Consider the following 11,663-nt stretch of genomic DNA (forward strand, 5'->3'; position numbering starts at 1 on the left):
CTACGCCTAGAGTGACGTGATCGCAGGATGGTTATGGCCGCAGGCGATCTGGCCCTAGTCCTCCACGCCCATCTTCCTTACGTGCGCTCCAGCGAACCCGGTTCGCTGGAAGAAGATTGGTATTTTCAGGCGCTCCAGGAGTGCTACCTGCCGCTACTGGCCGTGCTGGAGGCCGCCGCCGCTGACCGGCGCCAGCGCCCCCGGCTCACCCTCGGCCTCTCGCCCACCCTTCTTTCCCTGCTGGCCGATCCCCAGCTCAATGGCCGCTTCCTGGCCTGGATCGCCGTTCGCCAGGAGCTGCTGCTGCAAGCCCCGCAAGCCCTAGGCCCAGCCGCCAGCCACCTGGCAGCTCAACTGGAAGCGGTGGTGAGCCAGTGGCGTCAGACCAAAGGGCAACTGATCCCACGCTTCCGCAGGCTGCAGCAACAGGGGGTGCTCGATCTGATCACCTGCGGTGCCACCCATGGCTACCTGCCCCTTCTGCGCCAGGTGCCAGAGGCGGTGCGGGCCCAGCTGGTCACCGCAGTGCGCGAGCACGAACGCCTGCTGGGTGAGCGGCCCCTGGGCATCTGGCTGCCGGAATGCGCCTACTACGAAGGCCTCGACCAGCAGCTGGTGGGCTGCGGTCTGCGCTACTCGGTGCTTGATGCCCACGGCCTGCTGCACGCCCTGCCCCGCCCTCGCTATGGCGTATTCGCTCCGATCTGCTCGCCGGCCGGGGCCGCCTTCTTCGGCCGCGACAGCAGCGCCACCCTGCCGGTGTGGAGCGCCCGCGAGGGCTACCCCGGCGATGGCGCCTACCGCGAATTCCACCGCGACCTGGGCTGGGATCTGCCCGATAGCGAACTAGCCAGCCATGCCATCGCCAGCCGCCGGCCCCTCGGCCTGAAGCTGCACCGGGTCACGGCCCAGGGCTGCCCCCTCGAGCAGAAACAGCCCTACGAACCCGCAGTTGCGGCCGAGCGAATCGAAGAGCATGCCGCCACCTACCTGCAGGGCCGAGCCGAGGAGCTAGGCAGCCTGGCCCGCTCGATGGAGCGCCGGCCCCTACTGGTGGCCCCCTTCGATGCCGAGCTATTTGGCCACTGGTGGTTTGAGGGGCCCCAGTTTCTGGCGGCTCTATTCCGCCAGGCCGATGGGGCCGGCGTGCGCCTGGTCACCCTGCGGGAGGCCCTCGGCGGCAGCGACCCCCTGCAGGTATGCCGCCCCTCCCCCAGCAGCTGGGGCCAGGGGGGCTACCACGACTACTGGCTCAACGAGACCAACGCATGGGTGGTGGCCGAGTGGCAGAGGGCCTCCCAGGCCATGGTGGCTCGCGTGAGGCGCGGCGTTGGCAGCCCAGCCCAGCGGGACCTGCTCACCCAGGCGGGCCGGGAACTGTTGCTGGCCCAAAGCTCTGATTGGAGCTTCATTCTGCGGGCCGGCACCACCACCGGACTGGCCAAAGAAAGGATCGAGCGCCACCTGGATCGTTTCTGGCGCCTGCTGGATGCGATCGAAAACGGCACCGAGCTACCCGCCAAATGGCTCAAGGCAATAGCCATCGAAGACGGCCTATTCCCCCTGCTCAATGCGGCCGATTGGCTGCCAGCGCCGGTTCAGTCCTAGGAAAAAAGCTAGGGGTCCAGCATGCGCAAGCCCAGCTGCAACTCCCGGCCCCGCATGCCCATCAGGCCCCAGCGCACGCTCCAGGGTGCCGTGGCAAATAGGGCAACCATCGCCGCCAGCAGCTCGCCCAGGCTGAGCGTATTGGTCAAAAAGCCATACCACTGGGCGTTGGGAAGGGAAAAGAAGCTGGTGAAGTGACTGCGCAGCTGGGGCTCCGAGAAGCGCATCAATTTCTCCAGCCCAAATTGGTAGAGGGCGTGTTTACGGCGCAACTCCGGGGGCCAGAGCGCCTGCCAGCCAGCTGCGGCCAGCTCCGACGAAGTGGCGGCCGGTTCAGCCCGCAGCCGCGCCGCCACCGCCGCCGCCAGCACCGGCGCCCGGCGCAGCAGCGCCCCCACCATGTAGCCGGAGGCCGGATGCACCATCGCCGCAGCCCCACCAAAGGCCAGCACGGGCTGATCCAGATCCGGTAGCGGCAGGTTCATCGGAAACAGGCAAAACTCCTCGTGCTCCACCTGCTCGATCGCCACACCGCGATGGGCCAGCCGCCGCTCGAGGCGCTGCTTGAGCGTGGCGTAGGGCACCGGTGGCGCCAGGGCCAGGGAGGTCTCCTCCACAAAAAACCGTCCCTGGCCCAGATCCATCGCATAGAGAAAAGTGGGGGGCTCCTGCCGCTCCGCTTCGCTGAGGTGATCGGCGCGGTAATCCATCAGCACGAATTGCCCCGGCTGCACCGGCGGCGCCGTGAAGCGTCCCACCACGCCGTAGGCCGCCTGGCCCGCCACCGGCCCCCGCTCAGGCCGATGCACAAACACCGCCTTGTGGCCGCTGGCATCCACCACCAGCCGCGCCTCGATCAGCGCTAGATCGGCAGCACGAGCAGGGGCATAGCGCACCTGGCTGCGGCCGCTCCCATGGCTCAGCTCCTGTGCAAGCCCGCGCAGCCACTGCACGCCGGCGGCCTCGCAGCGCTCCAGCCAGAACTGCTGCAAGCGCGTTTTGTCGAACAGGCCGTAGTCGCGGCCGTGGCTGGTGGGGCTGTTGGCTGGATCGGCAGGGTCGCTGCTGCCGGAACCGAAGTAACTGCAGCTGTCGCTCCAGCGGTGCCCCAGCAGGTGGCCCAGGCCGAGGCCATCCACCTCGTCTCCCCAAATCCCGTAGGTGTTGGGCCAGGGGTCGCGGCAATCCTCCGGGGAGAGCACCACCACCTTCAGTCCCTCGGCCCCAAGGGCAGCCGCTATGGCCAGGCCCGCGGGCCCGGCTCCGATCACCAGCACATCAATCAGGCCCCCTGCAGCAGACCCCGGGTCCGAAGCGGCAGCCACCGAATCAGGCCTCAGTGCTTGGGTTCTCCTCTGCTACTAAATCCTCTGCTACTAATTCCTCTTGTGTTAATGCAGCCTTTTCAGTTAATGAAGCCCCTTCTGTTACTGAAACCTCTTCTACAGTTGCAGATTCCTCCTCCTCGGCAGCCGGCGGCACCAGCACCACTTCGCTGAGGCGATCGCGGGCATCGAGCTTCTGCAAGCGCACGCCCGTAGCCGCCCGCGACTGCTGCGGCACCGCATCGGCCTGGGTGCGCACGATCACCCCCTTCTCGCTCACCAGCAGCAGCTCCTCGCCAGCCCCGAGCACCTTGAGGCCCACCAGCACATCACTCTTATTGCGGAACTTGATCGCCCGCAGGCCCATGCCAGCGCGCTTCTGCAGGCGGAACTGATCCACCGGCACCCGCTTACCCAGGCCGCTGGCACTGGCCACCAGCACCCAAGGACCCTCGCTCGGCGCCACCTCCTCACTTTCATCGTCTTCGGCGCTGGCGGAGCTAGCCACCCGATCAGCGAGCTCGGCTGGCAGCACATCCATGCTCACCAGCTGGTCACCGGGGCGCAGGTTCATGGCCCGCACGCCGCGGGCGGTGCGGCCCAGGGGCCGCAACTCCTCGTCGTTGAGACGGAAGTGGATGGTCATGCCGTTGCGCGAGCCGATCAGGATGCTGTCGCCGGGCAGGGCCAAGCGCACCCAGGTGAGGGCATCCCCCTCGACCAGATCAATGGCGATCAAGCCATTGGAGCGGATGTTGGCAAAGGCCGATAGACGGGTGCGCTTAATCGTGCCGCCACTGGTAAGCATCACCAGCACACCGTCATCGGTGAATTCGCTCACCGCCAGCAGCGAGGTGATCTGCTCCTCGCGGGGAATCGGCAACATCTGCACAATCGGCGTGCCCTTGGCAGCGCGGCTGCAGATCGGCACCCGATAGGCCGGCACGGTGTAAACAACGCCGCGATCGGAGAACAGCAGCAGGTTGTCGTGGTCGTTGCAGCTGATGAACAGCCGCACCGCCTCCTCGCCCTGGGTTTTGGTGCCGGCCTTGCCGCGGGTGCCGCGGCTGGTGGCCTCAAATTCGCTCACCGGCATCCGCTTCAGATAGCCGTTTTCGGTGAGCAACACCACCGAACGCTCATTAGCGATCAGGTCGATGTCTTCGAGGCCGCCCTCGAGATCCAGAATCTCAGTGCGGCGGGGGGAGTGGTAACGAGTGCGAATCGCACCGAGCTCTTCGGTGATGATCGTGAGTACGCGCTCGCGATTGGCCAGGATGTCTTTGTAGTCGGCAATCTTGGCGACTAAATCCTCATGCTCAAGGCGGATCTTGTCGGCCTCGAGGGCCGTCAATCGCCGCAGCTGCATCTGCAGAATGGCGTCTGCCTGGATCTCACTGAGGCCATGGCGCTCCTGCAGCTGCACGCGGGCCGTGGCCGCATCGGAAGCAGCCCGAATCAGGGCAATGATCGGATCGAGTTGGTCTAGGGCCAGCAGCAGGCCCAGCAAAATGTGGTCGCGCTCCTCGGCTTTGCGCAGGAAGTAGCGGGTGCGGCGCTCGATCGTCTCGATGCGGAAGTCGAGAAACACCTGCAGCATCTTGCGCAGGGTGAGCAGCACCGGCTCCGACTTCACCAACGCCAGCATGTAGGCGCTGAAGTTGTTTTGCAGCGGCGTGAGCTTGAAAAGGTTGTTCAGCACCACCTGGGGGTAGGCATCACGACGCAATTCGATCACGATCCGCATGCCATCGCGGTCGGATTCATCGCGGATATCAGAGATCCCCTCCAGCTTCTTGTCGTTAACCAACTCGGCGATCCGCTCAATCAGCGAGGCCTTGTTGGTTTGGAAGGGCAATTCGGTGATGATCACCGCATCGCGGTCGGGGCGGCCCTTCACCTCCAGCGTTTCAATCGAGGCGACGCCCCGCATCGTCACTGAACCGCGGCCGGTGGTGTAGGTGTCACGGATACCGCGGCGACCCAGGATCTGGCCTCCCGTGGGGAAGTCGGGCCCCGGGATGATCGCCATCAACTGCAGATCGTCGATATCGGGGTTGGCGATCAGCGCCAGCGTGCCGTCGATCAGCTCAGTGAGGTTGTGGGGTGGGATGTTGGTCGCCATGCCCACGGCGATGCCGGTGGAGCCGTTGAGAAGCAGCTGCGGAATCCGCGCCGGCATCACGGTGGGCTCCTGCTGGGAGCCGTCAAAGTTGTCGGCGAAATCGACCGTTTCGGCTTCGATGTCGTCGAGCAGGCTGTCGGTGGTCAGCGCCTGCAACCGTGATTCGGTGTAACGCATGGCGGCCGGGGGGTCGCCGTCCACCGAGCCAAAGTTGCCATGCCCATTGACCAGGGGCATGCGCATGTTGAAGTCCTGGGCCATCCGCACCAAGGCGTCGTAGACGGCCGTATCGCCGTGGGGGTGGTACTTACCAAGCACCTCACCCACCACACGGGCGCATTTCCTGTAGGGCCGGTCGCTGGTGAGACCCAGCTCATACATGGCGTAAAGGATGCGCCGGTGCACCGGCTTGAGGCCATCGCGGGCATCGGGCAGGGCCCGACCCACGATCACGCTCATCGCATACTCCAAATAGGAGCGCGACATCTCGTTGCGCAGATCGGTCAGGATGATCCGCGAATCACCGTTGCCACCGGACTCCCCCGGAATATCAGCACCGGGTCCGCTGGGGTCCGCCATGGATGACCGTCTTTACCAGTGGTCAGTTTATCTAAAGCCCAGGGGGAATGCCCAAATCCGATCCATTCCCGCCACGCCAGGAGGCGGAGCTAAGGCTCAAGCAGCAACGGGGCCAGCTGCAGGTGCGCGCCGCCGCTGATTTTCGCAGCCTGGTGCTGCAAGCCGGGCTGGCCGAGGCCTACGCCAGCACTGATGTGGTGGTGGCAGCCGATGCGGGCTTCAGCGACCAGGCCAGCCTGCTCCTAAGCCTCGGCCCCACGGATCCACCGATCCGCCTGCGCGACGGCCAGCTGGCCGGAGTGGCGGGGTTGGCGGGCTGCGGCAGCGGCGAGCTGGTGCTGCCGATCGGCGGCGGCCTAGGCGATGCGATGGGCGGCGCCCAGCTGCTCGGCGCCCTGCTGCAGGGCCGGGCCCTGCCTTTCAACGCCAGCGGCGAGGCCACCGCCCTGCACCCCCGCCGGGAGCTGCACACGGAGCTGGGTCTGGAGCAGATCGGCGCTGGCCGGCTGCTGCTGCAGCGGGCCATCAGTGAAAACGGCGTAGTCGCCCTCAGCCAGGCGGAAGGGCCCTGCCCAAGCCCCTACGGCACCCTGCTGGGTCCAGCCGCCAACGCCCTTTATTCCTGCGGCGGCGCCGGCAGCATCGGCCTCACCATGCCGGGTTTGTCGCTGCTGGGGCCTGGCTCACCGGTGCTGGTAGGCGGCGCCATCGGCTGGGTGATAGGGGCTGGCAGCGGCCACCAGCCCGGTTGCCGGCGCCAGGCCAGCGGCCACGCCCGCACCCCCGGCGCGGCCGCCGCCGTGAGCGTGGATTTGCACGGACTGCGGCCCGAGTGGGTGCGCCCTTGTTTTTTTGAGGGCCATGGCAGCGCCCTACTAATTGCGATTGCGGCGCCGGTGCCCCTGATCAATGCCGAGGTAGCCCGCCAGGCCGCCGCTGGCCCCCAGGAGCTTGAGGCGCCCGTGCTCGACCTTTCGGTGCCGCGGCGGATCAAACCCAGCCTGGGCTCGGTGAGCTATGCCGAACTGCTCAGCGGCACGATCCAGGTGGCAGGCCGCTCGGTGGCCTGTGCGCCTTCCCACAGCCCGCGACTGGCCGCCGCCGCCAGCGAGGCGCTGGTAACAGCCCTGATCGACGGCAGCTTTCCCCTGCGCCTACCGGTCGTGCCGCTGAGCAGCCGCCCCAGCCTGCTGCCGATTGAGGCCTAGGGCTTGGAGTCTTGGCCAACCGCACCTAAGCTCGCTCAACATTCCAATCCCCGCCGCGCCGCCCGCCATGGCCGACGACACCATCACCAACCCCGACACCAACCCCGACGGAGCTGTTCAACAGCCAGTCGAACAGCCAGTCGAACAGCCAGTTGAACAGCCCGTTGAACAGGCGGTTGAACAGATCGTTGAACAGGCAGTTCAACTGCCCGCTCCAGAGGCGGCGCCCCCCGAGCCCAGCATTGCCGCCACCCTGGTGATTGAACCCGAGCCCCAAAGCGGCGAAGGTGGTGAGTGGGAGCTGCTGCTGGGCAAGCTGCGCCAGTGGCTCGATCAAAACGAGCTCAACAACCTGTGGGCCCAGGCCCGCAAACCGGTCACCATCCTTGCTGGCCTGGTGGGCCTGCTGCTGGTGGTGCGGGTCTACAGCGCCGTGCTGGGCGCCCTCGACAGCCTGCCCCTGGTGCCCGGCCTGCTCGAGCTAGCTGGGGTGGTGTGGGCGGTGCGCTACGGCATTCCCAAACTGCTGCGCAGCAGCGAGCGCGAACGGCTGCTGGGCGGTCTGAGCCAAAGCTGGAAAGCCTTCCGCGGCAAGGCCTGATCCCACCTTGCCCCGCGGCCTGCGGGCGGCTGGTTGATAGCTTGTCCCGAATTAGTTGGCTCCAGGTGGACATTCAGCTCGGTCGCTTCCGCACTGTGCGTCGTGCCTACGGCATCGACGAGATCGCCCTGGTGCCGGGTGGCCGCACGGTTGATCCAGCTATCACGGACAGCAGTTGGAGCCTCGGCGGCATCAGCCGCGAGATTCCGATCATCGCCAGTGCCATGGACGGGGTGGTCGATGTGGCCATGGCGGTGGAACTGAGCAAACAGGGAGCCCTAGGCGTTTTGAACCTGGAGGGCGTCCAGTGCCGCTACGACGACCCCAATCCCATCCTCGACCGCATCGCAGCGGTGGGCAAGGAGGAGTTCGTGCCCCTGATGCAGGAGCTCTACAGCCAGCCGGTGCGGGAAGACCTGATCCGTCAGCGGATTGCCGAGATCAAGCAGCAGGGCGGCATCGCGGCGGTGAGCGCCACTCCAGTGGCCGCCCTGCGATTCGGCAAGGCCATCGCCGAAGCCGGCGCCGACCTTTTCTTCGTGCAGGCAACGGTGGTCAGCACCGAGCACATCGGCCCTGAGGGCCAGGAGAGCCTCGATCTTGAGCACCTTTGCCGCACCTTCGGGGTGCCCGTGATCATTGGCAATTGCGTCACCTATGAGGTGGCACTGAAGTTGATGCGGGCCGGCGCCGCCGGCGTGATGGTGGGCATCGGCCCAGGTGCTGCCTGCACCAGCCGCGGTGTGCTGGGTATAGGCATTCCCCAAGCCACCTCAGTTTCCGACTGTGCCGCCGCCCGCGACGAATATTTCACCGAGAGCGGCCGCTACGTGCCGATCGTGGCCGATGGCGGCATCGTCAACGGCGGTGACATCTGCAAGTGCCTGGCCTGCGGCGCCGACGCCGTGATGATCGGCTCCCCCATTGCCCGCGCCAGCGAGGCCCCCGGCCGGGGCTTCCACTGGGGTATGGCCACCCCTAGCCCGGTGCTGCCCCGCGGCACCCGCATCAAAGTTGGCACCACCGGCAGCCTGGAAAAAATTCTGCGGGGTCCGGCCGGTCTCGATGACGGCACCCAGAACCTGCTGGGCTGCATTCGCACCTCGATGGGCACCCTCGGCGCCCGCACCATCAAAGACATGCAGAAAGTGGAGGTGGTGGTCGCCCCATCCCTGCTCACTGAGGGCAAGGTCTACCAAAAAGCCCAGCAGCTAGGCATGGGCAAATAGGCCAGGGCGGTTGTTTCTACAGGCGGGACAGACTGCAGCGTTAGCCTCAGTAGGTGCGAGCTTCGGCTCTCACACTCCTCACACCCTCCAGCCCGGCGCGTCCGGGCCTTTTGTCTTCTCCCTGCCCAGGCTCACCGGATCACGACCTGCAACGGTCGTGGGTAGGCCTTAAACAACCTTGCTAGATTCGCCAAACCCTGATCCTGCAAGGATGTCCAGCGCCGCTGCTGTCACTGATGCCTCCTTTGAGCAAGACGTGCTCAAAAGTGATTTGCCCGTGCTGATCGACTTCTGGGCCCCCTGGTGCGGCCCTTGCCGCATGGTGGCGCCAATCGTCGACGAAATCGCCACCGAATTCGAAGGCAAGATCAAAGTTTTCAAGCTAAACACCGACGAAAATCCCAACGTCGCCAGCCAGTACGGCATCCGCAGCATCCCCACCCTGATGATCTTCAAGGGGGGCCAAAAGGTCGACACGGTGGTTGGTGCCGTGCCTAAAACAACCCTGTCGTCCACAATTTCCAAGTACCTCTGAGCGCAGTTGAGCACCTAGTCCTGAGCGACCCATCCCATTTCGGCCAGAGCCCTTTGCAGGTTCTGGCCCATGAGCTCGAAAACCACCCCCAGCGGCATCTGATCGAGCGCTCCCTGGTTTCCCTGCTGCAGGTGGGTCGCCATGAGCATGGCCGGGATGAATGGCGGCTGATCAGTGGCGCGCTGGCCGACATCAGTGAGGCCCTTGAGGTCTTTCGCCCCCGCCGCCACACCCGCAAGATCACCGTCTTCGGTTCAGCTCGCACGGTGCAAAGCGACCCCAGCTACGCGTTGGCCAAAGAGCTGGCCCGCTATGCGGTGGCCGCTGGATTTGACGTAATGACCGGCGCCGGCGGCGGCATTATGGAGGCCGCCAACAGCGGTGCCGGCTGCGAGGCCAGCATCGGCCTCAACGTGGACCTGCCGTTTGAGCAGCACGCCAACCGCTTTGTGAGCAGCTGCGATGGCCGGCTGCTCCACTTCCGCTATTTCTTCACCCGCAAACTTTTCTTTTTGCGTGAGAGCGATGCCCTGGTGGTGATGCCAGGCGGCTTCGGCACCCTCGACGAGCTGTTCGAATCGCTCACCTTGATCCAAACCGGCCGCACCCCACCGATTCCCCTGGTGCTGCTTGCCCCTCCCGGCAACCCCTTTTGGAGCGGCTGGCAGCGGGATGTCAACCAGGGGTTGGCCGCCAGCGGCCTGATCTCCCCCGAAGACGGCGACATATTGAGGGAGGCCCACAGTGCCGAGGAGGCAGTGGCCCACATCAGCCGCTTCTATCGCCTGTTTCACTCCGCCAGGCTGGGCGACAACCGCATCGAGCTGCTCCTCAACTGCGCCCTGCAGCCAGATCAGCTAGCTGCGCTCAACCTGCAGTTCGATGATCTGGTGGATGAGGGTGTTATCCAGGCGAGCGAGACCGTCGACGATGCCGGTCTGCTGCGCCCCTGCCTGAATTTCCACTTCAATCGCCGCCGCATCGGCCGGCTCTACCAGCTGCTCGACACACTCAACGGGCTAGAGGTACCGCCAGAGCAGCTGCTTACGGAGCCCGGCCGCCGCCAACCCAGTTCTTCAGCCCCATGAGTCGCCTCGGCTTGATCGATTACGGCATGGGCAATCTGCACTCTGTGCAGCGGGCTTTCGAACGGCTTGGCGCAACGGTCCAGCCCGTTCAATGCGGCGCCGAAATGGAGGGCTGCAAGGCCCTGGTGCTGCCAGGGGTCGGAGCCTTTGATCCGGCGATGGAGCGCCTGCGCCAGGGTGGTCTGGCCGAGGCGATCACGGCCTGGTGCGATGCCGGCCGGCCCCTGCTGGGCATTTGCCTGGGGCTGCAGCTGCTGTTTGAGGCCAGTGACGAGGGCGAATCAACCGGCCTGGGCCTGCTCCAGGGGCGGGTGCGGGCCCTGCCCCGCCGGCCTGGCCACCCGATTCCGCACATGGGCTGGGAGCCCCTGGTGCCAGCAAACCCCAGTCCCCTGCTGCCGGCCGGCAGCCCGGAGAGCTGGGTGTATTTCGTGCACTCCTACGCCGCCGAGCCCAGTGATCCGGCCTGCAACACCGCCCTGGTGCGCTTCGCCGACACCGCTGTCACCGCCGCTGTCTGGCAGGGAGCCATTGGCGCTTGCCAGTTTCACCCGGAAAAATCAGGCCCCCACGGCGAGGCGATCCTGCGCCGCTGGCTGGCCTGGCTCGATGCCTTATGAGCCTGCGGCTTAGCGGGGGCCGGCGGCTGCAGAGTCCACCGGGCAGCATCGCCCGCCCCACCAGCTCCCGGGTGCGGCTGGCGGTAATGAACCTGCTGGCAGCCGAGCTGCCCGGCTGCGCCTGGCTGGATCTATGCAGCGGCAGCGGCGCTATGGCCTGCGAAGCCCTGCATCGGGGTGCCACCCGAGTTGTGGCGATCGAGCAGGACCGCCGCATCGCCGCAGTGACCCGCACCAATCTCGAAGCGGTGCATCAGGGGCTAGGTGACGCCGGCCGCCAAGCAAGCGCCTGGGCGGTGCACTGCCGCGAGGTGGGGCGTTGGCTGGCGGAGCCAAATCAACATGCAGCCTTTGATCTGATCTATGCCGACCCCCCCTACGCCGCAGACCTTTATGCCCAGATAGCCAGTGCTGTGCTGGCAGGAGGCTGGCTCAAGCCAGGCAGCACCTTGATCTGGGAATGCGCCAGCTCCAAGATGCCAGCGATTCCAGCCGGGTGGAGCAAGCGCGATGAACGGCGCTACGGCAGCACCAGCTTGCTGCTGCTGAAGCAAGTCCACTGAAGCGCCGTCTGAAGCTCAGACAAAAGCTCAGTCGAGCAGGGTGCCACGGCGATACTGGTTCCAGGCAGCTACAAACAAACCAGCCAGGGTCACGGGGATCAGACCGAGCACGATGCCGCAGAGCAGGGGTTCGATCATGGGAGCACTGACAAGGCGTTCAGGGCACAATTGTTCCACGCCCA

At 65.8% G+C, this 11,663-nt stretch carries 11 protein-coding genes; 8 read left to right on the top strand and 3 right to left on the bottom strand.

Annotation, left to right across the window (positions count from 1 at the left end):
• The first annotated feature begins 33 nt into the window (after positions 1–33).
• On the top strand, positions 34–1,608 hold the full coding sequence (locus KBZ22_RS05995; RefSeq protein WP_255021408.1) for a glycoside hydrolase family 57 protein: 1,575 nt from the start codon (positions 34–36) through the stop codon (positions 1,606–1,608).
• Between the two features lie 8 nt (positions 1,609–1,616).
• Here the strand turns inward: KBZ22_RS05995 and crtL are convergent, their stop codons facing one another.
• Both crtL and gyrA read right to left on the bottom strand, forming a co-directional pair.
• The gene (gene crtL, locus KBZ22_RS06000; protein WP_255021504.1) at positions 1,617–2,894 is read right to left on the bottom strand and encodes a lycopene beta cyclase; all 1,278 of its coding nucleotides are present in this window, start codon (positions 2,892–2,894) and stop codon (positions 1,617–1,619) included.
• A gap of 43 nt (positions 2,895–2,937) precedes the next feature.
• A complete protein-coding gene (gene gyrA, locus KBZ22_RS06005) occupies positions 2,938–5,637 on the bottom strand; it encodes a DNA gyrase subunit A (RefSeq protein ID WP_255021409.1) in 2,700 nt (899 codons plus the stop codon).
• Positions 5,638–5,684: 47 nt separating this feature from the next.
• Between gyrA and KBZ22_RS06010 the strand changes: the two genes are divergently transcribed.
• From KBZ22_RS06010 to rsmD, 7 genes are all read left to right on the top strand, one after another.
• The gene (locus KBZ22_RS06010; protein WP_255021410.1) at positions 5,685–6,845 is read left to right on the top strand and encodes a homocysteine biosynthesis protein; all 1,161 of its coding nucleotides are present in this window, start codon (positions 5,685–5,687) and stop codon (positions 6,843–6,845) included.
• Positions 6,846–6,912: 67 nt separating this feature from the next.
• On the top strand, positions 6,913–7,446 hold the full coding sequence (locus tag KBZ22_RS06015) for a CAAD domain-containing protein (RefSeq protein WP_255021411.1): 534 nt from the start codon (positions 6,913–6,915) through the stop codon (positions 7,444–7,446).
• Positions 7,447–7,511: 65 nt separating this feature from the next.
• Positions 7,512–8,675, top strand: coding sequence for a GuaB3 family IMP dehydrogenase-related protein (locus tag KBZ22_RS06020; RefSeq protein ID WP_255021505.1), 1,164 nt, complete (start codon positions 7,512–7,514; stop codon positions 8,673–8,675).
• A 211-nt stretch (positions 8,676–8,886) separates the two neighbouring features.
• Positions 8,887–9,210, top strand: coding sequence for a thioredoxin (gene trxA / locus KBZ22_RS06025; protein ID WP_106501486.1), 324 nt, complete (start codon positions 8,887–8,889; stop codon positions 9,208–9,210).
• Positions 9,211–9,263: 53 nt separating this feature from the next.
• Positions 9,264–10,298 carry an LOG family protein gene (locus KBZ22_RS06030; protein ID WP_255021412.1) on the top strand — a complete coding sequence of 345 codons (1,035 nt, stop codon included), beginning with the start codon at positions 9,264–9,266 and terminating at the stop codon, positions 10,296–10,298.
• Entirely contained in the window at positions 10,295–10,918 is a 624-nt protein-coding gene (hisH, locus tag KBZ22_RS06035; protein WP_255021413.1) for an imidazole glycerol phosphate synthase subunit HisH, read from the top strand. Before KBZ22_RS06030 ends, hisH begins: the two co-directional genes overlap by 4 nt.
• Complete coding sequence (gene rsmD, locus KBZ22_RS06040) at positions 10,915–11,481, top strand: 16S rRNA (guanine(966)-N(2))-methyltransferase RsmD (RefSeq protein WP_255021414.1); 567 nt, start codon at positions 10,915–10,917, stop codon at positions 11,479–11,481. Before hisH ends, rsmD begins: the two co-directional genes overlap by 4 nt.
• A gap of 27 nt (positions 11,482–11,508) precedes the next feature.
• Here the strand turns inward: rsmD and petG are convergent, their stop codons facing one another.
• Positions 11,509–11,619 carry a cytochrome b6-f complex subunit V gene (petG, locus tag KBZ22_RS06045; protein WP_094559756.1) on the bottom strand — a complete coding sequence of 37 codons (111 nt, stop codon included), beginning with the start codon at positions 11,617–11,619 and terminating at the stop codon, positions 11,509–11,511.
• Positions 11,620–11,663 lie beyond the last annotated feature (44 nt).

This window comes from Cyanobium sp. L1E-Cus (assembly GCF_024345755.1).
GTDB classification, from domain to species: domain Bacteria; phylum Cyanobacteriota; class Cyanobacteriia; order PCC-6307; family Cyanobiaceae; genus Cyanobium_A; species Cyanobium_A usitatum.